This window comes from Pseudomonas sp. GW821-FHT01E05 (assembly GCF_059422425.1).
The window spans coordinates 242,089-266,836 of record NZ_JBWKWW010000005.1 but is presented as its reverse complement, the minus strand read 5'-3'; the positions used below and the strand labels follow the sequence as shown (position 1 = coordinate 266,836).

23 protein-coding genes and 1 pseudogene are annotated in these 24,748 nt (G+C 58.8%); 9 read left to right on the top strand and 15 right to left on the bottom strand.

The window, feature by feature from the left end; genetic code table 11:
• Nucleotides 1-289: 289 nt before the first annotated feature.
• The 3 genes from AC07W5_RS13035 (at nucleotide 290) to ycaC (ending at nucleotide 3,456) form a co-directional block, all read left to right on the top strand.
• On the top strand, nucleotides 290-925 hold the full coding sequence (locus tag AC07W5_RS13035) for an antibiotic biosynthesis monooxygenase (RefSeq protein ID WP_495023546.1): 636 nt from the start codon (nucleotides 290-292) through the stop codon (nucleotides 923-925).
• On the top strand, nucleotides 922-2,760 hold the full coding sequence (locus AC07W5_RS13030; RefSeq protein ID WP_495023545.1) for an amidohydrolase: 1,839 nt from the start codon (nucleotides 922-924) through the stop codon (nucleotides 2,758-2,760). The genes AC07W5_RS13035 and AC07W5_RS13030 overlap by 4 nt, the downstream gene beginning before the upstream one ends.
• Before the next feature lie 69 nt (nucleotides 2,761-2,829).
• Nucleotides 2,830-3,456: an isochorismate family cysteine hydrolase YcaC gene (ycaC, locus tag AC07W5_RS13025; RefSeq protein WP_085612768.1), complete on the top strand. Its 627-nt coding sequence runs from the start codon at nucleotides 2,830-2,832 to the stop codon at nucleotides 3,454-3,456.
• A 43-nt stretch (nucleotides 3,457-3,499) separates the two neighbouring features.
• Here ycaC and AC07W5_RS13020 read toward each other — a convergent pair whose 3' ends face one another.
• Both AC07W5_RS13020 and AC07W5_RS13015 read right to left on the bottom strand, forming a co-directional pair.
• Complete coding sequence (locus tag AC07W5_RS13020) at nucleotides 3,500-4,927, bottom strand: mechanosensitive ion channel domain-containing protein (protein WP_495023544.1); 1,428 nt, start codon at nucleotides 4,925-4,927, stop codon at nucleotides 3,500-3,502.
• Between the two features lie 93 nt (nucleotides 4,928-5,020).
• A complete protein-coding gene (locus AC07W5_RS13015; protein WP_495023543.1) occupies nucleotides 5,021-6,037 on the bottom strand; it encodes an alpha/beta hydrolase in 1,017 nt (338 codons plus the stop codon).
• Nucleotides 6,038-6,198: 161 nt separating this feature from the next.
• On the opposite strand from AC07W5_RS13015, the gene AC07W5_RS13010 reads away from it, so the two are divergent.
• The 4 genes from AC07W5_RS13010 (at nucleotide 6,199) to AC07W5_RS12995 (ending at nucleotide 9,984) form a co-directional block, all read left to right on the top strand.
• Nucleotides 6,199-7,095 (top strand): LysR family transcriptional regulator, encoded by an 897-nt coding sequence (locus AC07W5_RS13010; RefSeq protein WP_494993201.1) that lies wholly within the window; start codon nucleotides 6,199-6,201, stop codon nucleotides 7,093-7,095.
• Between the two features lie 132 nt (nucleotides 7,096-7,227).
• Nucleotides 7,228-7,881: a hydrolase gene (locus tag AC07W5_RS13005; RefSeq protein WP_495023542.1), complete on the top strand. Its 654-nt coding sequence runs from the start codon at nucleotides 7,228-7,230 to the stop codon at nucleotides 7,879-7,881.
• Between the two features lie 68 nt (nucleotides 7,882-7,949).
• Complete coding sequence (locus tag AC07W5_RS13000) at nucleotides 7,950-8,378, top strand: DoxX family protein (protein ID WP_495023541.1); 429 nt, start codon at nucleotides 7,950-7,952, stop codon at nucleotides 8,376-8,378.
• Nucleotides 8,379-8,397: 19 nt separating this feature from the next.
• Entirely contained in the window at nucleotides 8,398-9,984 is a 1,587-nt protein-coding gene (locus tag AC07W5_RS12995) for an MFS transporter (RefSeq protein ID WP_495023635.1), read from the top strand.
• Here the strand turns inward: AC07W5_RS12995 and AC07W5_RS12990 are convergent.
• From AC07W5_RS12990 to AC07W5_RS12960, 7 genes and pseudogenes are all read right to left on the bottom strand, one after another.
• Nucleotides 9,919-10,161 (bottom strand): annotated as a pseudogene (locus AC07W5_RS12990) (OprD family outer membrane porin); the annotation flags it as partial. The gene AC07W5_RS12995 and the pseudogene AC07W5_RS12990 sit on opposite strands and share 66 nt — an antisense overlap.
• Nucleotides 10,162-10,864: 703 nt before the next feature.
• Complete coding sequence (locus tag AC07W5_RS12985) at nucleotides 10,865-11,368, bottom strand: hypothetical protein (RefSeq protein ID WP_495023540.1); 504 nt, start codon at nucleotides 11,366-11,368, stop codon at nucleotides 10,865-10,867.
• A gap of 31 nt (nucleotides 11,369-11,399) precedes the next feature.
• Entirely contained in the window at nucleotides 11,400-12,176 is a 777-nt protein-coding gene (locus AC07W5_RS12980) for a copper chaperone (RefSeq protein WP_495023539.1), read from the bottom strand.
• Entirely contained in the window at nucleotides 12,167-12,433 is a 267-nt protein-coding gene (locus tag AC07W5_RS12975) for a hypothetical protein (protein ID WP_495023538.1), read from the bottom strand. Before AC07W5_RS12975 ends, AC07W5_RS12980 begins: the two co-directional genes overlap by 10 nt.
• Nucleotides 12,434-12,566: 133 nt before the next feature.
• Complete coding sequence (locus AC07W5_RS12970; RefSeq protein WP_495012143.1) at nucleotides 12,567-12,992, bottom strand: hypothetical protein; 426 nt, start codon at nucleotides 12,990-12,992, stop codon at nucleotides 12,567-12,569.
• Between the two features lie 16 nt (nucleotides 12,993-13,008).
• On the bottom strand, nucleotides 13,009-15,189 hold the full coding sequence (locus tag AC07W5_RS12965) for a multicopper oxidase family protein (protein ID WP_495023537.1): 2,181 nt from the start codon (nucleotides 15,187-15,189) through the stop codon (nucleotides 13,009-13,011).
• Between the two features lie 115 nt (nucleotides 15,190-15,304).
• Nucleotides 15,305-16,054: a DJ-1/PfpI family protein gene (locus AC07W5_RS12960; protein ID WP_495023536.1), complete on the bottom strand. Its 750-nt coding sequence runs from the start codon at nucleotides 16,052-16,054 to the stop codon at nucleotides 15,305-15,307.
• Between the two features lie 500 nt (nucleotides 16,055-16,554).
• On the opposite strand from AC07W5_RS12960, the gene AC07W5_RS12955 reads away from it, so the two are divergent.
• Nucleotides 16,555-18,162, top strand: a complete 1,608-nt coding sequence (locus AC07W5_RS12955) for a tyrosinase family protein (protein ID WP_495023535.1) — start codon at nucleotides 16,555-16,557, stop codon at nucleotides 18,160-18,162.
• A gap of 282 nt (nucleotides 18,163-18,444) precedes the next feature.
• Here the strand turns inward: AC07W5_RS12955 and AC07W5_RS12950 are convergent, their stop codons facing one another.
• Nucleotides 18,445-19,302 carry a transporter substrate-binding domain-containing protein gene (locus AC07W5_RS12950; protein ID WP_495012147.1) on the bottom strand — a complete coding sequence of 286 codons (858 nt, stop codon included), beginning with the start codon at nucleotides 19,300-19,302 and terminating at the stop codon, nucleotides 18,445-18,447.
• Between the two features lie 96 nt (nucleotides 19,303-19,398).
• Nucleotides 19,399-20,187, bottom strand: a complete 789-nt coding sequence (locus AC07W5_RS12945; protein WP_495023534.1) for a HalD/BesD family halogenase — start codon at nucleotides 20,185-20,187, stop codon at nucleotides 19,399-19,401.
• A 106-nt stretch (nucleotides 20,188-20,293) separates the two neighbouring features.
• Between AC07W5_RS12945 and AC07W5_RS12940 the strand changes: the two genes are divergently transcribed.
• Nucleotides 20,294-21,205, top strand: coding sequence for a LysR substrate-binding domain-containing protein (locus AC07W5_RS12940; RefSeq protein WP_495012149.1), 912 nt, complete (start codon nucleotides 20,294-20,296; stop codon nucleotides 21,203-21,205).
• 149 nt (nucleotides 21,206-21,354) lie between these two features.
• Here AC07W5_RS12940 and AC07W5_RS12935 read toward each other — a convergent pair whose 3' ends face one another.
• From AC07W5_RS12935 to AC07W5_RS12920, 4 genes are all read right to left on the bottom strand, one after another.
• A complete protein-coding gene (locus AC07W5_RS12935; RefSeq protein WP_494993198.1) occupies nucleotides 21,355-22,146 on the bottom strand; it encodes an ABC transporter ATP-binding protein in 792 nt (263 codons plus the stop codon).
• 18 nt (nucleotides 22,147-22,164) lie between these two features.
• The gene (locus tag AC07W5_RS12930; RefSeq protein ID WP_494993197.1) at nucleotides 22,165-22,902 is read right to left on the bottom strand and encodes an ABC transporter permease; all 738 of its coding nucleotides are present in this window, start codon (nucleotides 22,900-22,902) and stop codon (nucleotides 22,165-22,167) included.
• Between the two features lie 21 nt (nucleotides 22,903-22,923).
• Nucleotides 22,924-23,640 carry an ABC transporter permease gene (locus AC07W5_RS12925; protein WP_493063474.1) on the bottom strand — a complete coding sequence of 239 codons (717 nt, stop codon included), beginning with the start codon at nucleotides 23,638-23,640 and terminating at the stop codon, nucleotides 22,924-22,926.
• Between the two features lie 66 nt (nucleotides 23,641-23,706).
• Entirely contained in the window at nucleotides 23,707-24,471 is a 765-nt protein-coding gene (locus AC07W5_RS12920; RefSeq protein WP_495023634.1) for a transporter substrate-binding domain-containing protein, read from the bottom strand.
• Nucleotides 24,472-24,748: the final 277 nt, after the last annotated feature.

Here is a 24,748-nt window from a genome sequence, read left to right as displayed (position 1 = left end):
CTTGCTCCCGCCGGGTCGCGTAGCGGCCCCAAAACCAACCACCGGGATTCATCAGGTAGAACACATCAGCCGGTTCTACGACAGCCGCGCCCGAGCGCGGACCGGCCGGCGCGAGCAACCCCGCTCGCCACAGGAAAGTGTCGGGCTCAAGTCCGCTCGCAAAGAGAGCACATACGTTCAATTTTCCCCTCCCTCACACCGGCATTATCGAATCAAGTCCTGGCGCATCGACGCCGCTGGTTTTCACTTGTGCTTGCGCACAATTTCCGTTTCGCCGGAGCCTTTCGTTATGCCTGAATCCAATCGATTCGACCCTGCAACCACCCACCCGGTGCGCGGCTTCGAAGAAGTCGTGACCCTGGTCGTCAAACACCGGGTCAAGGCCGGTTTTGAAGTGCCCTATGAAGCCTGGCTGCGGCGGATTGTCGGTATTGCCGGGCAGAGCGAGGGGCATTTGGGGGTGGATGTGATTCGCGGCAAGAGCGCCGGCCTGGACATGTTTACCTGCGTGCTGCGTTTTTGCTCTACCGAGGCGATGCAGCGCTGGCTCGATTCGCCGCAACGGCTGGAGCTGGTCAACGAAGCCGAGCCGATGCTGGCGGATGGGGACCAGACCGAGGTCAACCCGGTCAAGGAATTCTGGTTCGCGCCACAGGCCGATGCCGATTCGCCACCGCCGCGCTGGAAGCAGGCCGTGGTGACGCTGCTGGTGATCCTGCCGCATACCTTGCTGGTGCCGCTGATCTGGGGCCCGCTGCTCAAGCTCAACGCCTTTCTGTCCAATTACGTGGTTGCCACTTTTCTGATCACCGTGACCATTGTGGTTTCGGTGGTGTACCTGTTCATGCCCAGGGCGACGCGTCTGTTCGCGCCGTGGCTGAAAGCCGGACAACCTCATTCCACTCTGCCTGAGGAAAACCAATGAACGCCGATCTGATTCTATTCAATGGCCAGTTTCATACCGTTGACCGTGAAAAACCCCTCGCCAGTGCGGTCGCGATCACCAATGGCCGCTTCGTCACGGTGGGTACCGATGCCGAGGCCATGGCCCTGCGCGGTTCGGGCACTCAGGTCATTGACCTCAAGGGCCGCTGCGTCATCCCTGGGCTCAACGACTCGCACTTGCACCTGATCCGGGGTGGTTTGAACTACAACCTCGAACTGCGCTGGGAAGGCGTGCCGTCCCTGGCCGATGCCCTGCGCATGCTCAAGGACCAGGCCGATCGCACGCCGACGCCGCAATGGGTGCGGGTGGTCGGTGGCTGGAACGAATTCCAGTTCGCCGAAAAGCGCATGCCGACGATTGAAGAACTCAACCAGGCTGCGCCGGATACGCCGGTGTTCGTTTTGCACTTGTACGACCGCGCCTTGCTCAACCGCGCAGCGCTCAAGGTTGTCGGTTACACGCGCAACACGCCGAACCCTCCGGGTGGCGAGATTGTGCGCGACGCCAACGGCGATCCGACCGGCATGTTGGTGGCCCGTCCGAACGCGATGATTCTTTACTCGACCTTGGCCAAAGGGCCGAAGTTGCCGCTGGAATATCAGGTCAACTCGACCCGTCAGTTCATGCGTGAACTCAATCGTCTGGGCCTGACCAGCGCCATCGATGCGGGTGGTGGTTTCCAGAATTACCCGGACGATTACGCAGTGATCGAGCAGTTGGCCAAGGACCAGCAACTGACGATTCGCATCGCTTATAACCTGTTTACCCAGAAGCCCAAGGAAGAGCTGACCGACTTCAAGAACTGGACCAGCAGCGTCACCCTGCATCAGGGCGATGATTACCTGCGCCACAACGGTGCCGGTGAAATGCTGGTGTTTTCGGCGGCGGATTTCGAGGACTTCCTCGAACCGCGTCCGGACTTGCCGCAGACCATGGAACAGGAACTGGAGCCGGTGGTTCGCCACTTGGTCGAGCAACGCTGGCCGTTCCGCCTGCACGCCACCTACAACGAATCCATCAGCCGCATGCTCGATGTGTTCGAGAAGGTCAATCGCGACATTCCGTTCAATGGTTTGCCGTGGTTCTTCGACCACGCCGAAACCATCACTCCACAAAATATCGAGCGGGTGAAGGCGCTGGGTGGCGGCATCGCGATTCAGGACCGCATGGCGTTCCAGGGTGAATACTTCGTCGACCGTTACGGCAGCAAAGCCGCCGAGCACACCCCGCCGATCAAACGCATGCTCGCCGAGGGCGTGCCGGTCGGCGCGGGCACCGACGCCACACGGGTTTCCAGCTACAACCCGTGGACCTCGCTGTACTGGATGGTCAGCGGCCGCACCGTCGGTGGTCTGGCGTTGTACGAGGAGGGCTTGCCGCGCACCACTGCGCTGGAACTGTTCACCCACGGCAGCGCCTGGTTTTCGTCCGAGCAGGGCAAGAAAGGCATGATCAAGGTCGGCCAACTGGCGGACGTCGTGGCCCTGACCGCAGACTTTTTCAGCGTCGAGGAAGAAGCGATCAAGTGGATCGAGTCGGTACTGACAGTGGTCGGCGGCAAGGTTGTGTACGCCGCCGGCGACTTCGAAAAACTCGGGCCGGCCAGCGTGCCGGTGCTGCCGGACTGGTCGCCGGTGATGAAAGTCCCCGGCCACTGGCGCCCGAATTCGCCGATGCAGGCTCAGGTCCACCATTGCAGCGGCCCGTGCGCGGTGCATACGCACAGCCATGAAAAGGCGCGCTATTCGAATGCGCCGGTCAGCGATTTCGCCGGTTTCTGGGGCGCGTTCGGCTGTTCCTGCTTCGCCTTCTGATTCAGAAACAAAGCACCGGTCTTCGTGACCGGCGCTCCCGCGCAACAACCATCCATCGAGGAGTTTCACATGAGCAACGTTCCTTACTCGCGTTTGAACAAAGACGATGCCGTAGTGCTGTTGGTCGACCACCAGACCGGTCTGATCTCGCTGGTGCAGGATTTCAGCCCGAACGAGTTCAAGAACAACGTCCTGGCGCTGGGCGACATCGCCAAGTTCTTCAACCTGCCGACCATCCTTACCACCAGTTTCGACAGCGGCCCAAACGGCCCGATCGTGCCGGAACTCAAAGAGCAATTCCCTGACGCGCCGTTCATTGCCCGCCCTGGCCAGATCAACGCCTGGGACAACGAAGACTTCGTCAAAGCCATCAAGGCTACCGGTCGCAAGCAACTGATCATCGCCGGTGTGGTGACTGACGTGTGCGTGGCGTTCCCGACCCTGTCGGCGATTGCTGAAGGTTTTGAAGTGTTCGTGGTTACCGATGCTTCCGGCACCTTCAACACCACTGTGCAACAAGCAGCGTGGGCGCGGATGTCGGCCGCCGGTGCGCATCTGTTGAACTGGTTCGCGGTGGCTTGCGAGCTGCAAGTTGACTGGCGCAATGACATGGAAGGTCTGGCGAACCTGCTGTCTCAGCGCCTGCCGAACTATCGCAATTTGATCAATAGCTATACCAAGTTCACTGCCAAGTAATCCGCTGAAAAAAATGCCCGCCGATGTGCGGGCATTTTTGTGTTCAACGTTTTTGCAACCACCCCAGAAACCCACCTTTCCTGATCGGCACAGGCTTGGCCATCAACGCCAGCCGACTGTTCTGTTGCCGTACCGCCTGCAATTTGTTCAACGCCTGGCCCACTTCGCTGCGCTGCTCCATGCACTGGCGGGTCAGGTTCTTGTCGAGACGGTAGATGATGGAGGATGTCAGCGCGGTGAACGTCGCCTGGGACGGTGTATCGGCAAGGATGCTCTGTTCGCCCATGACTTCGCTCGGCCCCATGCGGCCTGCCTCGGCCAGGCCATTGCCGTCGGACACGCTGGCGCTGACGACACCGGTGGCAATCACAAACAGGCTGTCCGGCACTTCGTCCAGATCCAGCACCACCTGGCCGGCGCTGTACTGCTGCGGCACCATCGATTCAGCGAGGCGGTCACGCTCCTCATGGCTAAGCGAGCGAAAAATCTTCACTTCATCGAGCAACGCGCGGGCGCGGCTCGAGGGTTCGATCACACCGTCCGGATGCCGCGAGATGCCCGCCGCTTCAAGGTGCCGATGGGCGAGGTCGAACAGTTGATTGCGCACGTCGCCTTTCTTGCCCAGTTCGGCGATGAAACCACTGGCCACGTATTCGGACATTTCTTCACCGGCCTCTTTGAGCAGCGCTTTCGGCGCCGGATCGAGCAACAGACTGCTGCTGCCTTGCAGAGTACGCTCGAGGGCATCGAGCACCCGGCGCGGACGGACGTGGTTCGGCACCATGATGCTGATCGACACGCCGTGCAGGTTGGTCGGGCGGCTGAGGTTGACGATCTTGGCCTTGGCCGCCACCGAGTTTGGCACCACGGCCAGGGTGCCAGCGCTGGTCAGCAGATGGGTGGCGCGCCAGTCGATATCGAGCACCTTGCCTTCGACGCCGTCGATCATCACGAAATCGTCCACCTGATAGGGCTTGGTGGTGTTGAGCACGATGCCGGAGAAGACGTCGCTCAACGTACTCTGCAACGCCAGACCGACCACGATGGCAACCACCCCGGAGGTCGCGAGCAAACCTTTGACCGGCAGCTCCAGCACACACCCGGCGGCAGCGACTATAGCGGCCAGGAACACCAGCGCACCGATCACGTCCTGCAACAACCGACCGCTGTGACCGATGCGGCGCATCAGGGCCAGACCGATCACTTCGGTCAGCACCCGCGCGGCGTACAGCCACCAGAGAATCCCCAGTGCCGTGGCGCCCAGTTGCGCAACATGGTCATCGGCGAACAACGGCGCCTGCAACGGGCTGACGCCGGCGTTGATGACCAGCGCACTGAACGCCAGAAACAACACCAGACGCACGCCGACCCGCGGGGCGCGGTGCTTGAACGGGGCGAGGTGCCAGAGCAGTGTGTCGAGCACCAGAAGCAGGGCGCTCCAGGACAGCAGGTGGGCAAACATGAAAGTCATGGAATAGCTCCGCCGGAAAAGAGTGAATGGCTCGCACCGGATGGTGGAAAAAAAGCCCTTCGCCCCACATCGCTGTGGGGGAAGGGCCCTGACTTAGTTCAGATGGGTCTTGAGCTCAGCCGCCGCTTGTCGCACTGCTGCCTTCACTTCAGGTATCTGACTCAGCGGATTGAGCAGGCCGAAGTCATGAATCATCCCGTTGTAGCGCACCGAGGTCACCGGTACGCCGGCTGCATCGAGGTGGCGGGCGTAGCCTTCGCCTTCGTCACGCAGCACGTCGAATTCGGCGGTCTGCACCAGCGCGGCAGGCAGGCCCTTGAGCTGTTCGGCGCTGGCATTCAATGGCGAGGCATGGATCTGCGCGCGCTCGGCCGGGTTGGTGGTGTAGTTGTCCCAGAACCACTGCATCATGCCTTTGGTCAGGAAGTGGCCTTCGGCAAACTGCTGGTACGAGCCGTTATCGAACCCGGCGTTGGTCACCGGCCACATCAGCAACTGGAAGCGCAGGGCCGGGGTGTTCTGTTCCTTGGCCATCAACGCCACCACCGCCGCCATGTTGCCGCCGACACTGTTGCCGGCCACCGCCAGACGCTTGCCATCGACACCGATGTCCTTGCCGTGCTCGGCCACCCATTTGGTGGCGGCGTAGGCCTGGTTGATCGCGGTCGGGTAGTGCGCTTCCGGCGACGGGGTGTAATCGACGTACACGGCAACTGCCCCGGAGCCCACCACCAGATCGCGAATCAAGCGTTGGTGGGTCGGGAAGTCGCCCAGCACCCAACCGCCACCGTGGAAGAACATGAACACCGGCAACTCGCCCTTGACCTTGGCCGGGCGCAGCACTTTCAGGTTGATCGTCTGGCCGTCGACCTTGATCGCCTTGTCGCTGACTTCAACACCGGACAGATCGACTTTCACCGAGGCCTGGGCGCCGGTCAGCACCGCGCGGGCGTCTTTCGGGCTCAGTTGTTCCAGCGGTTTGCCACCGCCGGCGGCGAGGGCATCGAGGAAGGCCTGGGTGTTGTGTTCGACACCGGGGCTGCCGGCGGCGAAAGCGTTGCCGATGGACAGGGCGAGGAGGGAAGCGGTGAGGGTTTTCTTGAGGCTCATGGTCAATTCCTTTTTCGATCGTTTGAGTTTTTTATGCCTTGGGATCGGGCTGCTGTGGCGCTGGGGTTCAGGCCTCAGCAACACCGTGAGCACAGATTAATGAGGTGCCTGAAAGTGAAAAAGCGGCTATAAAGCGTTTAACTGTCAACCAGAGAGTGACAATGAACCCGTTCGAAGACATGCGTATTTTTTGCCAGGTCATGGACTCTGGCAGCTTCACGGCGGCGGCCGATCAGTTGGGCCTGTCCAAGCAGTTCGTCAGCCGCCGGCTGATGCAACTGGAGGAGCGCCTCGGCGTGCGCCTGCTCAACCGCTCGACCCGGCGGCTGGACGTCACGCCGCTGGGGCAGAGCTATTACGAATCGGCGCTACGTCTACTGAGCGAAGTTGAACACGTGGAGCAGGGCATCGCCGGGCAGACCGCCGAGCCACGCGGCACAATTCGCTTGAGCGCGCCGCTGTCGTTCGCGGTGGCGCACTTGGGGTGCCTGCTGCCGGTGTTTTTGCAGCGCTATCGCGACGTCACGGTGGAAGTGGACTTGAGTGATCGTCCGGTGGATTTGCTCAGTGAAGGCTACGACCTGGCATTGCGCATCGGCGTGCTGGAAGACTCGACGCTGATCGCCCGACGCCTCGCCGCCATCCAGCGGGTGTACTGCGCCAGCCCGGCCTACCTGGCCGAGCGCGGTACGCCGATTCACCCCGAAGACTTGCACAGCCATGACTGCCTGCCTTACGGCCACGGTCGCCAGGTGCAATGGCGGTTCGAAGGACAGGGCAAACCATTGACCGTGAACGTCACCGGAAGGATGCGGGTCAACAACGGTGAGTTGCTCAAGGATGCGGCCATCGCCGGCATGGGCATTACTTATTTGCCGACCTTCATTGTCGGCTCGGCCTTGAAGGACGGGCGGCTGGTGCCGGTGCTGGACAGCTTCCGCCCCGAGCCGTTGACGTTATCGGCGGTCTATCCGCAGCATCGCCAGGGCTCGCGACCGGTGCAGGCGCTGATCGAATTCTTGCGTGAACGGCTGGATCGGACCGAGGACGGGCTGTAAATACAGCAGCCTCCAGATGCTTGGCGAAAGAATGTTCTCAGCACAAACTTTTCCAGATTCGCACATCCATACAATCGCTCTGCTCCACCGACGCCGAAAATAGCCCCTCTCAAACGAATCCGGAGAAGTGTTATGGCAACCGCAAAAGCAGCACCAGGTAAAGGTCTGATTAATCCGAGCAACCACGCTCTGATCCTGATCGACTTTCAGTCGCAGATGTCATTTGCGACCAAATCCATCGACGCTGTTTCACTCCGCAATAACGCTGCACTGATCTCGAAGGCAGCGAAGGAGTTTGGCGTTCCTTCCATTCTTACCACCGTCGCCGAAAAAAGCTTTTCGGGCCCGATGTTTGAAGAAATTACCTCGGTCTTCGCCGGTCAGGAACTGATTGACCGGACCAGCATGAATACCTGGGAAGACGAGCGCATAGCCGTTGCCGTGAACAAGATTGGTCGCGACCGAATCGTTCTTGCCGGTCTCTGGACTTCGGTCTGCATTGTCGGCCCTGCGATCTCGGCGCTTGAACAAGGCTTCGAGGTCTACATCATTTGCGATGCGTGCGGTGACGTTTCGGATGAGGCTCACGAGCGCGCTATCGAGCGCATGATTCAAGCCGGTGCGTGTCCGATGACCTCACTCCAGTACCTCCTGGAACTGCAACGTGACTGGGCTCGCAGCGACACCTATAACGAGACGGTGAAAACCTCTATCGCTCACGGCGGCGCTTATGGTCTTGGTTTGATTTATGCCAAAACCATGTTTAACGCATCGGAAGGTCACTGATCTGTATTGCGCCTCTTCCTTGATAGGGGAAGAGGCGTACTCAGGCGAGCGGTGGGGAGCAATGGAACATGTCCACATCTGATATGAATACGACGACTGCACCGGATGCGGCGCTGTTTTGGCTACGCATCACCGGTGTACTGATGCTGTTGCTGGTGCACGGATTGCCCAAGCTTTTCAATTTTGAGCACGAACTGACGTTGATCGAAGACCCGTTTGGCATGGGGGCTCGGTTGACCTTGTCTCTGGCAATTTTCGCGGAAGTGTTTTGTCCGATATTCATCGCCGTGGGACTTCTGACGCGCCTTGCGACACTGCCTGTTCTCTTTTTGCTGGTTGTATCGGTTCTCTGGGTTCATCCCGAGTGGAGCCTGGCCGAGGGCCAGTTCGCCTGGCTGCTGCTGATCATCTTCTCGACGATTCTTTTCGGCGGGTCTGGAAGATTGGCAGTGGGTACGAGTCTGTCGCATCGCTGGCCACTCCTGAGCAAACTGTAGGGAGAGAACAGTGAGCACAATGACTAATGAGCAGACACCGACAACTTCGGCCTGGCAACCGCTTCGTCATGGATTGTTTCGCAGTCTGTGGCTCGCCAGCATTGCGTCCAGCATAGGGACGTGGATGCATGAAGTCGGTGCTGGCTGGCTGATGACTTCTTTGTCGGCCAGTCCTTTTATGGTGTCTCTGGTACAAGTAGCGGGTGCCGCTCCTATGTTCCTTCTAGCGCTACCCGCTGGCGCGCTGGCCGACATCATCGACAAACGACGTTACCTGTTGGCTGTCCAGGCAGGGATGGCCGCCATTGCACTTGCGCTCGCCTTGATCACCTTTGCGAACCTGATGAGCGCTACGCTTTTACTCCTGTTTACGCTGGCCATGGGGGTTGGAACAGCGCTGACCATGCCAGCGTGGTCAGCGTTGACACCTGAGTTGGTTCCAGCCAGTGATCTTCCCGCCGCGATATCGCTTAGCAGCGTGGGGGTCAACGTTGCCCGAGCACTCGGACCGGCCATCGCTGGCATCATCATCAGCCTGGTAGGGCCATGGGCGACATTTGCGGTCAACGCCTTGTCTTTCTTTGGCGTTATCGCGGTACTCGCTTTGTGGCGTCGTACGCCACAACCGTCCGTATTGCCGGCAGAACGGCTGTTTGGCGCTATCCGTGTGGGTTGGCGCTATGCCCGTAGTTCACGCGAACTACAGCGAGTCATGGTGCGTGCCCTGGCTTTTTTTCTGGGCGCTAGCGCCGGCATGTCGTTGCTTCCACTGATTGTGCGAGGTGAGTTGAAGGGCAGCGCTGAGCAATTCGGGATCTTGCTCGGTTGCGTCGGGATCGGGGCGGTCGCGGGCGCAATGTTTCTGCCCGTAATTCGTCGTCATATTGCGGTCAATCAGCTGGTGGCATCGGCCAGCCTTATCTATGCGGCAGTCTTGCTGGCTTTGGCATGGGTTCGGGATTTCTATCTGCTTATCCCGGTGATGCTCATCAGTGGTGCTGCCTGGATCGCGGTATTGTCCAGCCTTCAGGTGTCTGCGCAAACATCGGTACCGGCGTGGGTAAGGGCCAGGGCGTTGGCGGTCTACATACTGACGTTCTTTGGCAGCATGGCCATCGGCGGTGTGGTGTGGGGGCTGATCGCCAGCTGGCTGTCGATCTCGATATCGCTGAGTTTTGCCGCCGTCATCATGGTAGCGGGAGTCGCGGTGGGCTGGTGGGTCAAACTGCCCGCGCTGAGCGCAGAAGACCTGGCCCCTTCGCTGCATTGGCCTCAACCGTTGCTGAGTGTCGACGCTGATGGTGAACGTGGGCCAGTCATGATCACGGTCGAGTATGAGATTGACACGGCGGATGCCGATGCCTTCAAAGAGGCCATGGAAGAAGTGCGCAGAATGCGGCAGCGCAATGGTTCTTTTTCCTGGCAATTGATGCAGGACACCGAAAATCCGCAACTGTGGATAGAGCTGTTTTTTGACGAGTCCTGGCACGATCATCTACGCCATCACAGTAGAGTCACTCGCGCCGAGTTAAAAATCGAATCAGCCGCTCGGCGCTTTCAAATCGCTGGAAAGCCTGTACGTATTCGGCACCTGCTCAAAGGCTGACGGGTTAGTCCCGCTCAGATGCAATAGATACTCGATAACCGCATAGATCGGATCAATATCGGGGCCACCTTGAGCATCATTGCCACGGTAGGAGAGCTGGGTCAGATGTACTAAAAGATCCTTGGCCGGTCCGATTTGCGCGACATAGCGTAAATCAACATCACACTCCCAGTGTTTTCCGTCTTTTCCTTGCCATGGAACGAAGTTGCCAGTATCGGAATCGAATGGATTTAACTACCTGATCGAAACTGAACATGGTGGGATCATGGAGGTGGAACCGAAGCCGGTTCTCGATCCGAGGCACTGAGAGCAGTCCCTTGCTGCCTTCATCTGCGCCTTGTTGACGGATCGACAACTATTTTTTGCAAAATGCCTGATTGCTTTCAACGTCTCGACAGTGCTGACAGTCAGCCGAATGTGGTCATCGAAGAGGGGGAGTGATAACGGCAGTCTGATGGCTGCTACGCCGACTAGCTGTAGAGAGCACTTGTTAGCACGGCTTGGAATTATGTTCTTCCTGTTCTTGACAGGTCATCTGAACAAGTCCAAAAATGAGTCTATTCCTGCTGAGGGAATGTTAAATAATCTTTAGATTTCAATGGGTAGGACGCTAGATGCGAGTCTCGTTTCCCGCTCCAAGCATTAAAAAATGGATCTCTGAAAAGAGGTCCATTTTTTTGTCCAAAGAAAAGTCTTTCTTTGATTTTCCCGCTACATCCTCTGAAAACACTCAAATCCAGCCCCAATGGGTAATGCCAGTCAGTTAAAGAGTTTCAGGTTCAGCACTGTCCCCCGTAGCAGCTGGCGAAGCCTGCGTCCGGCGGCGAAGCCGTCGCAAATCCTGCTTCCACGATTTGTCTGGAATACCGCAGTGACTGTTTTACGACTGCTGCGCAGCCGGACGCAGGCTTCGCCAGCTGCTACGGTTCGCGTAATGTCTTAACTGACTGGCATTGGCCCCAATGGGTACATTTTCCAGTACATCAATCCGGTGCTTGGCAGATCGGTTTTTTCGTGGTGCCTGCGTCATTGAAAGCTGTACAAATCTCCTCAATCCATACGAGACGGAGTTTGTAGGGGCAAGTCCATCGCTGAACAGCCATGAGGTTGAGCCGATATTCGTATCGGTGAGTCCATGACCGCAAAATGCCAGGATCAATTGGTCAACGACCTCGGCGCCCACCGGAAACAACTCATCGACCGCCACCTGCACCCGTTCGCGTGTGACTGGATTCTCGATGCCGCCGGTGGGACCGTCGTCGACGACTCTTATGTTGTCGGCGCCGAAACCCTTGCGTAGCGCCCATTCACCCATTGAACGGGCCGCGAAAATGGCTTCGTCCAGATACGCGAAGCGCATGGCCTGGTTTAGGACAGAAGTCACCGAGCTCACTCCGATTGCCAGACAAGCACGCCTAACCATGGGGACCCTCCGCATTGCGCTTAGTGAGGAGGGTGTAAAGGTGAACCGGTAAAAAAAACGGGTGCCAGCACCAACGCGGCGGCCCAGGAGGCGTGAGTCGTTCAGCCAGCATGGTGGCGCCTGCGAACAGCATCATCGGAATGTGCCATGCCCCGCTAACAAGCGGCACGAACATCCAGGCCCAGCACGAAACGATACAAAAGACGCCATGCGTCATGCCGAATATCAGACAATCCCTGTCGGCAACCCAGCCGAACATACCTATTCGGCGCAGTAGATGGCCCCGATTGAGTGCTGCACGGTGCCACGGGCTTGCGCTCCATAGCATCGCGATCAGCAGTGCCACGGCCAGGGCGTTTTTTATGACAGCAATCTGTAGCAACAACGCTAGGGCTGTCAGAATGGGGCCAACAGCCATCCATAGCGCACAGTAACCGAGCAGGAACCCGACTGACGCTCGTATTCGCCTGCTTGGCAGGCTAGAGCGCCAGACATGCATGAGTGGCATCGCCAGAAGGGGTGGCATCATGGCCAAAAGCATCAAGGCCCAACCCGCCAGAATTCGATGGAGCGGGTTGAGTGCGAGCTCCGCTTGCAGCGCCGCGGGCCAACTCGTGATGATCGATAGCCCATTCGCGGCCACGCAAAACGCGGGACCTTCTGTGTTCACCTCGTTGTAAGCGCAAAGGGCCAGGCCGAGTCCGGCCGTGGCTAAAAGCAACGGCCAGGGGTCGTAAGTAAAACTGCGTAGAACTGGGCTTAGCCGCATGATGTCGCTCTCAACTCACGACACCACTTCGCGTGAGAACGTTTACCCACCCAGTCAGGGGACCAGGGTCGCAGCGGCATGTTGCCCGCCGCCACTTGTTGGTAGATGTTGCCGGCGAGGTTCATCACTGCGTCGTAGCTGGCCAGGTCGAGGCCTTGCCTGGCCATGTGCTCCCGGTCTTCGGAAGTGAACATATCGCGGATCTGCCCATACCAGGCAGGGTTGGTGATAGGCGCTGTGGTGGAGGTCATTGTCATGCCCGACTCCTTGTCGTCAATAACAAACAAAAGTTCCAGTGGACCGGATCCTGGTCGCCAGCATGCTCGTGCTCAACGCATGCACCTTGCTCGAAAGGCCCTGGCGACTCGGTAGTATCCCGACCAGCAGCGCCTAGGTTGCCTTGATGGCGATGAACGAGGCGACCAGTCCAGCTGGCGCGCCGTTGTGAGGCTTCATGCGGATGACCGATCCGGTGATGGCCGGAACCTGATTCACGCCGTTCGGCCAGCGCTCCGTCAGCGATCCGTCATAATCGTAGAAGTAGTCTTGTGTCGAGGTCCCGGGCCGTCCGCTGCCCTCAATGTGTACGTGGTCTGGAACACCGTTGTGGGCGGGGGTGATGACCCCCTTCAAGTCCATGACGGCGTTCGACCCGAAACCGAGTTCGCCGATGAATGTCCCGTTGAAGGTGTCCTCCACTGTCCACACGCCTTCCGCGAACAACAGGTTCGCCAGTTTTTCCGGGTCACCGTCTGTCAACGCAGGGTTGTTGAGAAAGCTCCTATAAGTCCATTTTCCTGCAAAGGGATTGTTCATTACTGACATCTCCTTATCAGTGTTGCTTGGAATCTGAGTGTTGATTCGATGCGTGCTTCATACCTGCCATACCAATGCCGCCGCCAGCGGCATTGAGGTCTGGAACGATCTGGATATTGGTCATCATGCCGCCGTCTTCGTGGTCGAGGATGTGGCAGTGGATGACGAACTCGCCGATGTAACGGTCGTAGTGCGTGCGCACCAGTACCTGGTAATCGTTCTGCACAAAGATCGTGTCCTTGAATTCGTGCCACATCCCGCAGTATTGGTTTTGCAGGCCCAGTTCGTCGGCCGGAACCAGGCACTCGCCATTGGGGCCGAAGATACTTTTGGGTTTCTCGCCGGGCTTGGCGTAGAGCACGTCCATCACTTGGAACGGGTTGACGTGAATGTGAAAGATGTGGGGTTCGCCCTGCGAGCTCAGCACCCAGTCGTCGGTGGTGTTGACCTGGCGAGTGAAGTCGATGCGGTCCGGGTCATAGGACTTGTAGTTGATGTAAAAGCCGAACGCGCCTGTCCACGGATCTCCCGGTTTTGTCGGCGGGGTGGCAGGAGGTGAGGGCGGGAATGGCGGGTTGCCGATGAAGAAGTCAACCTTCTGGATGTCGTTGTTGACCACCGCATCCTTGAGGTTGTCCATCCCGCGCCAAGGGTTCAGATTGCCGCTGCGCAATCCTTCGAGGGCGGCGGCGGGCAGCGATGGGTCCGTTTTGTTGGCGTCGTAGAGCGCCTGCTGGATATAGCGTTGTGGATCGTCGGTCACGACCTTGCCGCCCGAGACGATCACCGTCGCCAACAATTGGGTTTCGTTCGGGCCCTGGCCGCCCGGGCCTCCATTGGGGCCGGCATTGGCGCGTTCTGCGGGCGTGGCCGCCTGGTTCAGCACACAGTAGGTGCCGTCGCGGGGGAACATCAGCAACACATCACTGCGATAACCGGGTTGCAGGAAGTTGCTGCCGATGCCACCGCTGACGCTCTTTTTGTTCACTCCGATGGGGCGAATAGTGGTGCGCGTGAGTCCGTCGGCGGCGATCTCGAATTGAGGGACAAGCTCGACCGGTTTGCTGGAATCGGGCACGGTCACCGGGCACAGGTCGGCGATCAGTGCAGCCTGTTCCTTCGGTGTACCGCTGAGCACGCCTTTGAGCGCGAGACTGGCTTTGGGGCTGGTTGTGTTCATGGGCACGATTTGCAGGTTCACGGTGTCGTGGATACCCCCGTGAATGAAGCGCCAGCGTTGGATTTCTCCCGCGGCAATGCCTTGGAGGGTCGGTTGCACCACGCCATTGATGCTGGTGAACCGACCGCTCTCGTCCCAGACAGTGGCCGAGGAGAGTTGCGCATCGAAGTTTTCTACAACACCTGTTTTGCCGCTGGGACACGTCCAGGTGCCATCCTTTTGCGTAATGATGGCGCCCTTGTCGTCGAAACAGGCATACGGGATTTGCTGGAACAGAAAGACTTGTTCGGTAATGGGCTTCCCGGCAGCGTCCTTGAGAATGGTGTCGATGTCTCCTGGCTTGCCACCGGCGTAGGGGCGGCTGCCGCGCACAATCAGTGCGCCTGCGGCGCCGCTGGCGACCTGCAGAGCCGTGGAACCATGCCGGTGCGCGTGGTACCAGAAGGTGCCCGAAGGATGGTCGGTGGGGATGTTGATTTCGTATTCGAATTTGGTTTGCGGGGCGATGTTCAACAGCACGTTGTCGCTGTTGCCCGACGGTGAGACGTGCATCCCGTGGTAATGCAGATTGATTGTATTGAAGCAACCCGCCCCACCATTCGCCGGATCGCTTCCCCCCGGACAACTGGGATCGTTTTTATCCAGCTGGTTGTCCAGGTGCACCCGCAGGGTGTTGCCTGGCTGCACATCAATGAGCGGCCCCGACAGGCAACCGCCATAGGAACGCAGCTTGACCTTGTCCTTGGCGCCGTCGGGATTGCCCGGGTTGTAGATATAATTTTCGCGTTTCTGCACTTGCAGGTTGAGTTCGACGGTTTGACCGTCGCGGGTGATGTCGCCCGCCGGGTTGCAACCTGTTTCCGGAAGGGCCAGTTCGGTCGCCTTCAGTGTGCCCGGTGGTCCCTTTTCAAGGAGTCTGGGCGGTGCGAGGAAAGGCTGGGCCGCGAGTTCGGCGAGCGCTGCCGAGGAGGTTGTACAGGCCATCAACCCGGCCAGGACTATACGAAGCGAAGTCATGTTGTTCTCCCTGCGCCATTGCGCGAATGTGAGCGACAGCCTCGACGGCTGTGTGTCCTTTGATCAACTGACTTACATGGGAACCGGCATCGACCTTCCGGTGGCTGCGCGACTCCTAGGAAGAACCTTTGCGCTTGAGCACATTGGCGATGGTCGCGGCCATGCCGGAAAAGTCGCAGGTGCTGCCGGCGCCAGGGGTGTAGACCGGAGGCTGGGCGACGGAAGGATCACCGCTGGTGAAAGGAGGGTCGGGATTGTACTGGATGGTCAACTGCACCTTTTGGGCAACGATATCGCTGGAGATCATGGCGATAATTTCCAATGCCTCATCCAGCCCTGACGAAATGCCGCCACCGGTGATGCGTTGTTTGTCGACGATGAAGCGCGGATAGCCTTCCACCACATTGACGCGGCTGAAGAGTTTCAGGCAGGCGATGAAGGCCCAATGAGTCGTCGCATTGTAACCGTCCAGCAAGCCGGCCGCGGCAGCCAGCAATGCACCCTCGCAGACGGAGGCGGAAAATTTCGCGGCCTCGCCTTGTCGCAACAGCCAGTTCATACGCAGGGGATCGCCCATCAGGCGTTGTAAGTCGTCAGGTTCGCCGCCGGGAATCCACAGCAGGCTGATGTATTCAGAGTGTTGATCGAAAATCGGTAAATCGCCGCCGAGCGTCAGGCCGTCCCGGGTGGTGATGGACGGCCCATCAAGGGATATCAGCCGAACTGCCCGGGGTGGTGCTGCGGGGTTGTGCTGCGGTTCGATCCGGGCCATCCAGTTGAACAGCTCGTACGGGGCACTGACGTCGAGCAAGTCCACGCCATCGTAGACCGGGATTGCAATCAAGTACTGTCCTGGTGCGGGCATGGCTCCCTCCTGGAGAACACCGCGGCGAACGCGCTTGCGTCGTCAGGTGTATAGCGTCCTGCTAATCAGCGTTGCGATGCCCGGACGGAAAAACCGGAGGTCCTGCTGCCTGAAACCAATGCCCAAGGGCAGCTTCTGGGGAGCGTAGTTGACGCCAGCCCACCTGCAAGGCGTTTTCGTTGGCATGTGCTGAGTGGTACTGATCGACGCTGGCGGTATCTATGGGGGGGAGGTAGTGATTAGCGAGGAGGGGATTTCGGGCGGTGTTTTTCGCGGTCGCGGCAGGACCGTTTCAGGCCGAAAACCTATACGGGTAACCGGAGGTTTCCGACCCGAAGGCTGAAATCGTCAGGTGCCGCTCATCTGTTTTCGACCAATATGAGCCGCTGGTCTGTGCTGTATTGGCGTTCGTACTGGCACGTTGCTAGATCCCATATATGCTGACGATGGCGCAGTACCCCCCCGAGCCTTTCGGGACTTCTGGCAACAAGGAGGTCACCATGTCATCCGCCCCTCGTGTACGCCGTTCTCTCAGTGATGTTCAGTACGACTATGACCACGGCAAGAAAGATGAACTTGAAGCACTGATCCGTGCCTGGAAAGGCATCAAGGATCTTCCCGCCAGCCACCCCAACTCCTTCTTCTCCATCGGTGGCCTGCATGGCGAGCCGTTCCGTGGTGAAGGCAAGACCGACCCCAACTGGTGGGGCGGCTACTGCCAGCACGGCACGGTGCTCTTTCCGAGCTGGCACCGCGCCTATCTCTGGCGCCTGGAAGAGGCGCTGCGCAGCATTCCCAAATGTGAAAACGTCACCCTGCCGTTCTGGGATGAATGTAGCGACGAGTCACGAGAAAATGGCCTGCCTTCAGCCCTGACCCAGGAATCCTTCGTGATCGACGGTCAGAAGATCGAAAACCCGCTGCGCTCTTTCGTGTTCCCGCAAGCCATCGCCGATGAGGTCACGGGCACACCGATCATCTACAGCAAGCCCGAAGGCTACGAGACCGTGCGCTATCCGCTGTCCGGGTTGTTGGGCACCGAACCGGACCGCGTAGCCACGGCGGCACACAACGCGCAGTTCAAGGACCCGGCGAAGAACATCACCTACCTCAATGAGAACGTCAGCACCTGGCTGAGCGGCAAGATCAAGATCGGTGGCAAGTGGCGCGGCGAGGTGTTCAGTCGCTTCGAAGCCTGCCTCGACTCTCCGAGCTACACGCTGTTCTCCAATACCACCTCCGCCGGCGCGAAGAACGACGCCGTCCCGGAGGGCCCTCACCATGTGCCGCTGGAGGAGCCCCACAACTTCATGCACCTGGCGGTCGGCGGTTTCGACTACCCGGGCCAGGGCGACAGTTCGGCGATTCCCGGGGCCAATGGCGATATGGGCGAGAATGAAACCGCCGGCCTGGACCCGGTTTTCTTCTTCCACCACTGCTTTATCGACTATGTTTTCTGGACTTGGCAGCGCCGGCAAGGGGCCACCGATGAATTCAGCATCGACTCCAGGGATCCCGGAGCCACTTACTATAAACCCGACGGCGTGCAGCCCCCTGCGGGCGGCGCGGGCCTGGACCCGAACGCCATACTGAGCCTGGACACCACCCTGGACCCCTTCGTCAAGGCCGACGGCAACCCCTTCACCACCCGTGACTGCATCAACATCGAGAAGCAACTGGGCTACATCTATGGCGCCGGTTCCCTGGATGCCTATGCCCAACCCGCCAAGCAGTTGTTGTTCAAGGCCGAGGCACCGCAGCCAACCGGCAAGACCCTGCGGGTCAGCCGTATCAACCGAGCGAAAATCCGTGGTTCGTTCCTGATCTCGGCCTACGCCAAGGTCGACGGCAAGCGCGAGTACCTGGGTACCCGGCCGATCCTCAGCCGTTGGCACGTCGAAGGTTGCATGAACTGCCAGACGCACCTGGAAGCCAAGGCCACCTTCAAGCTGCCGCTCAACGCCGATAACTCGGCGATTGACGATGACAGTATCGAGGTGGAAATACAGACCCGTGACACGGTCCTGAAGCGGCCAAATGCGGCAAGTCTGCTCAGCACCGGCAACGCCGCCACTGCGGACGCGCCGTTTAAGCTGGAAACCTACTGATCCACAGCGGGCTTTGCCCACTGCTGGCGCGGCGGCCGAAGGCAATCTTCGGTCGCTGCGCCTAAGCTACCCCGTATTTCCCTCGGTACCTATCCTGAAATTGGTTTACGGGACGCGCGCGTTGCGTGATGCTGCCAGGGCTCTGATTGCCAGGGGGATCGATCCGCGTACCCTTCGGCGGCTGGAGCGAAATGCCAGGCGCCTGACTATCATCTTGACGCCCTGAGGTCGCGGTGACCATTAGCGCGCCACGGCTCGTCAGGCCGTGGCGAACAGCCTTCCCTAAGGCGCTATGTCAGCCTTGAACCACTTCTGCGAAAGCTGTTTGACAGTCCCATCCGCCAGGGCTGCGCTCAGGGCATGGTTGAATTCTTCCTTCAAGTCAGTATCACCCTTCCTGAACGCCAGGGCCTCGCCCGGGCCCCAGATGGGCCCACCTATCTTGGGGCCGACCATGTGCACCGCCTGGTTTTCCGGGTTTTGCAGCACGGAGGAGAAAAACGTCACGTCATCGAAAGCAAAATCAATGCGGCCTGCGTTCAGGTCCATCATGTGCTCGCCGGACTTTTTGTAGACCCGGATGGTCGCGACACTTTTAAAGTTTTTCTCCACAAAGTCCGTGTAAGCCGTGCCGGACTGAATACCAATGACCTTACCTTTGACCAGCGAGCGCAGTTGATCGATGGTGGCCTGGTCGTTGTTCTGATCACCGCTGAGCTTGACCACTTCATCGCTCGGGGCGCTTGAAGTCGCCGCTGGTGTTGAGCTGACAAACACACCCTGCGTGGCCGCATACGGCTGTGAGAAAGCGACGATGGCCTCACGCTCCGGGGTAATCACGATGGCATCCATCAGCATGTCGAATTTGTTGGCGTTAAGCCCCGCGATCATCCCGTCCCAGTCCTGGGCTTGAAGCTTGCACTCAAGCTGGATCCTCGCGCATAGGTCCTTCAGCAGTTCAGGTTCGAAACCGGCAATCTCGCCGTTGGGTAGTGTGGTGTTCCAGGGTTCGTAAGCCCCTTCGGTGGCCACACGAACCGTTGTCCAGTCCTTCGCAGCGGCCATGCCAGTAAACAGCAGGCTGCTGCCCAGGGCGGTACAGGCGAGCAGCTTTCGGGTAAAGCGAGTGATGGAATGCATGTGTTTCCCCAAAGAGTTCGAAAAGGATCGGCAGGGGCAAGCAATGACCGCCATAAGGCGAGGCTAGGGCCTTTTTATTAGAGTGTTGCGTACGAGTCAGGCAGTTCGGCCGTAAAAGCCCAGTTGTTCCTCAGCGCTGAACAGCACACCGGGTTTTTCGTAGTACGAGAAAACTGCCACCATCCGTTCGCGGTTACCCTTGACCGGGGTGACGCGGTGCGCCGTGTTTTTACCGCGAAACACATTGAGCGTGCCGGCGCGCAGCTTGAGTGTCTGCACCTGGGGATCACGCCCCTCAAGCAGTTCGGCCACGCCGGCGTAGTTGGGATCATCACTGGTGCGCAAGTCGCTGCGGTACTGGAATTCGCCACCTTCTTCGGGGGCCTGCAGCATCAGTGTGGTGGTGAATTCGGAGCGATCGAAGTGCCAATTCAAGGTCTCGCCCTGGCGATAGCTCATCACGTTGACGCGCGCCAAGGGGTCGGCCATCACGTGCAAGTGCGGCTTCTCCATGACGGCGGCCAGAAAGGCCACCAGGGGCGGGTACTCGTAGACGTCACTGACAAGGCTGCCCTTGAGTTGGTCTGCGCACAGGGTATGGCTGACCGTCTCGACGTTGCGTAATGCCGGATGATCCGCCGCCAAGCCCTCGATCTGCGGTTTGAAGTAAATATTGTGCGTGCGGCTGTGGGTATGGGATTCGCTGTTCATGGTCGGCTGAATTTGCTTGGTCGCCAGGCGCACTTTGTCCTCTGCGATAAAGCCTTCCAGATTGAACATGCCGTTCAGGTTCAGCTCGTTGCGGGACTTCTCAACCAGGCGGTTCCACTCTTCGCTGCCTTCACGGTCGAGTGGATAGCGCTCAAGATCTATGACGTTGTTCATGATGCCCCTCTCGTTGTAGATGGCTCCAACGTACCCCATGAAAATCTTCGTAACAACGGCATAAATTGTTAGGATCCCCCTAGTAAAACTTATGGGAGACGCGCTCATGCAACGGTTACCACCCCTCAATGCCGTTCGGACCTTCGAAGTCGCAGCACGGCTGGGCAGCTTTGTGCTGGCGGGGGCAGAACTGGGCGTGTCATCGGCGGCCGTCAGCCAGCAGATTCGCCATTTGGAAGACTACTTCGGCAAGAAACTCTTCGTACGCAACGGCAACCGCCTGGCCCTCACCGACGCCGGCCTGGCGATCTATCCGCAAACCTCTCGGGCGCTGGGTGACATTGCCGCGATGACCGTGCGCATACTCGAAGGTGAAATGCGCACACGGCTTATTGTCAGCGTGCCGTTTTCCCTGGCCGAATGCTGGCTGGCCCCGAAGTTGTCAGAGCTGCTGGAGATCTACCCACAACTGTCGGTGGATGTTCGCGTGGAAGATGACCCGGTCGACCTCGCCCGGCATGACGTGGATCTTCGCGTCAGCTATGGGGATTATCACTACCCCTCGTTTGAGGCCATCCCCTTGTTCCATGACGAAGTGCTGCCGGTTTGCGCGCCGGAGCTTTGGTATCGGCACGGTAACAAGGACTTCGATCTCACACAGATTCACGAAAGTTTGTTTATCCATACCCAATGGGGGCCCAACTATGCGTCGCATCCTACGTGGAGTGATTGGTTCACCAGCGAAGTAGGGGACTCACCGGACCCCGCACATGGCCGCCGCTCGGGGTTGTCGAGCCTGTCGGTGACCCTTGCGAAGCTGGGGATGGGGATTGCTTTGGGGCAGAAGGTAATTGCGAAGCGGGATTTGGAGGCGGGGCGTTTGATTGCGCTTTCTACTGCGTCGTTGAAGTTGGGGCATGCTTATTGTGCGTTTGTGCCAGCGGCCAAGCGGGGGCGGGTGGATGTGCAGAGGCTGATTGGGTTGTTGCAGCTTTCGAAAGTTGAGGCGGGCCCGTAGGCGCGGATGTATCCGCGAAATCCAACGTGATCGCTTCATTGGAACGTATGAGTAAGTGAGTTGCTTTTGCCGGCTGTGCTCTTTCGCTTCTCACCCAGTCTGAAGCGGACTGGCAGGGTGCGCGCCAAGGCGCGCACCCTGGGTGATGCTTATTCGGTACTTCTCTCATGATGGCTTGAGACGAATTGCCGAAAGCGTTCGGTGGGCAAACCTTCGAATAGTTCTGCTGGCGTGCCCTGGGCATCGATCAGGCCACCGTGCATGAACACCACCCGGTTTGACACGTGCCGGGCAAAGCCCATCTCGTGCGTGACTACAAGCATGGTGCGGCCTTCCTCGGCCAGAGAGCGCATCACCCGCAACACCTCTCCAACGAGTTCAGGGTCAAGTGCCGAGGTCGGTTCGTCGAACAACATGACTTGTGGATTCATCGCCAGCGCGCGCGCTATCGCTACCCGCTGCTGCTGTCCGCCGGACAGATGCGCGGGGTAATAGTCGCGGCGATCGTACAGGCCGACCTTGTGCAACAGGGCCTCAGCTTCCTCGATACATTCGGCACGGGAGCGTTTGAGCACCCGCATCGGGCCCTCAATGATGTTTTGCAGCACCGTCATGTGCGACCAGAGGTTGAAGCTTTGGAACACCATACCCAGGCAACTGCGCATGCGCTCGACCTGGCGGCTGTTGCTCGGGGTCTGGCGGCCGTCGGCATGCTGCTTCATTTCGATCACTTCACCATTGACGCTGATGATGCCTTGATCGGGCGTTTCCAGAAGGTTGATGCAACGCAGGAAGGTACTTTTACCGGATCCACTGGCACCGAGGATCGAGATCACGTCGCCCTTGTGGGCTTCCAGGGAAATGCCCTTGAGGACATGTGCGCTGCCGAAGGACTTCTGGATATTGGTTACCGACAAGGCTGAAGCGGGCTGAGTGCTCATGGCATGCTCCGTATCAAATCAGGAATGGGTAGTCAGCGGAGGGCTGGCTTTTTTGATGGTGTCAACTGGCCGCTCACGCAAGTGCGGCGAGAGGCGATGCTCGAGCCAGGCGACAGCACGGACGACCAGGAAATTCAGCACCAGGTAGATCAAGGCCGCGCAAATGAACACTTCCATCGTGCGATAGGTGCGCTGGATGATCTGTTGCGCGACGCCAGTGACGTCCCAGACAGTCACCAGGCTGGCCAGCGCCGTGGACTTGACCAGCAAAATGGCTTCGGTGGAGTAGGCCGGCAGGGCCTGGCGCAGGGTAACCGGCGCAATGATCCGGCGTAGCAGTTCCCAGGGCGACATGCCCACGGCCTTGCCCGCCTCGATCTGCCCCTGTGGCACGCTAAGCAGCCCGCCGCGAATGATTTCGGCGGTGTAACCGGCGGTACACAAGGCCAGTGAAACCACCGCGCAGCCATAGGGCGATTTGAGCAGTACCCAGGCGAAGCTGTCGCGAATGGCCGGGAACTGGCCCAATCCGTAGTAAATCAGGAACATTTGAATCAGCAGCGGCGTACCGCGAAACAACATGATGTAGAACCGCGCCGGATAGCTGAAAAACCACCAGCGGCTGACCCGCAGGCTGACAATGCCTACGGACAGGGTAAGGCCGATCACCAATGAGCTGAAAAATAGCGTCAGCGTTGTGGGTAACGCTGCCAAAAGCTTGAGCATGGTGTCAGCGAGAAACGGAAAATCGATCATAAGTGGCGCTCCCGACTCGAACTAGACTGGGCTGCGTTGCCGCGTGCGACGCACGCGAGCCTCAGCCATGTGGAAAAGCCGACCAGACAGGCCAGTGAGAATGAGGTACACGATGCCCCCGATGATGTAGAACGTGAAATATTGACGAGTGGAACCGGCCGCGACCTGGCTGGCACGCATCAATTCCACCAAGCCGATGACTGAAATCAGCGCGGAGTCTTTCAGACTCATTTGCCAGACATTTCCCAGCCCGGGCAGCGCAAATCGCAGCACCTGGGGGACCAGAATACGTTTGAAGCGCATCGCGCGGGTCATACCGATGGCCAGTCCTGCTTCCAGTTCGCCGCGCGATACCGCAAGAAAAGCGCCACGGTAGACTTCAGCCTGATAGGAGCCGGAAATCAGCCCGACCGCCAACGCGCCGACCAGAAAAGGCGGTACGTCGATATAGCCTTCACCACCGAACCAGTGGCCAACCGCCGTAACCACACTGGCACCGCCGAAGTAGAACAGGTAGATCACCAGCAACTCAGGGATCCCCCTGAACAGTATCGAATACAGATCCCCCAGCCAGCGCAAGCTGCGTCGACGGGATAGCTTGGCAGCAGCGACCAGGCTGCCAAATACCGCACCCACCAGCAGGGCTGCCAGGGTCAATATCACGGTCATGCCCGCTGCCTTGAGCAGCGCCATTCCCCAGCCTGAGTCACCGAAACTGAGTAGCTGCAAGAGGTTCATAGAGGGTCCTACTTATGAGAAGGTTTAAGCAGCCCGGCAACCTTCACGGTGTCGGGCCATTCAGAATCAATGCTGAGGGGTGAGGTCTGCCTTGAACCACTTCTCGCTCAGTTTCTTGATTGTGCCGTCAGCCATGGCTTCCTTGAGGGCTGCGTCGAACTGGGCTTTGAGTTCCGGGTCTTTCTGACGGAAGCCCAGCGCTTCGCCTGCACCCCAGATCGGGCCTTTGATGACCGGACCGGTAAAGACCAGTGGTTTGTTCTCAGGCTTGTCCATGACCGAATTGAAGAAGGTCACGTCATCGAACGCTACGTCGATACGGCCGGCCAGCAGATCGAGAATGGCTTCGGCCGAGCTGCCGTACTCACGAATGGTCGCCACATCCTTGAAGTTCTGATCAATGAATGACGTGTAAATGGTGCCAGAGGCGATGCCAATGGTCTTGCCCTTGAGCGCCTTGCGCTGCTCTTCAACGCCGGCACGTACTTCCTTGGCATCAGTACCCAGCGTGATGGCGGCGTCGGCGCCGGTTTTGCCCGGCAACAGATCGGCTTTGAGCGCGACGAAACTGGCCGGTGTCTGGGCGTAAGGCGTCGAGAAGGCCATGACCTTCTGGCGTTCGTCGTTGATGACAATGGCGTCCATCAGCACGTCGAATTTACCGGCGTTGAGGCTGGCGATCATGCCGTCCCAGTTTTGTACGACGATGTTGCACTTGAGCTTCATGCGCGGACAGATGACATCCATCAGCTCCGGTTCGAAGCCGCCGATTTTTCCACCCGGCAGCGTCAGGTTCCAGGGCTCATAGGCGCCCTCTGTTGCAATATTCACCGAGGTCCACTCTTTGGCCTGCAGTGCCGGAGCACAGGCCAGAACCATTGCACTGAGCGCTACAGAACCCAACCAGCTTGATTTCTTCGACATCTTGATACTTCCTGCCTAATCAATGGAGTGTTGCGAACTGATCCGGCTCAGGCCGAATCTCCAATGTCTGTGCGCACAACTATTTTTGTGCACACAAGACAAAACCATAAAAGCCACCGTCAGTTAAGCCGGTTAATTCGCACCCATAATGGTTTCAGCCTGGACAGCTTCCCCATCTCCATGT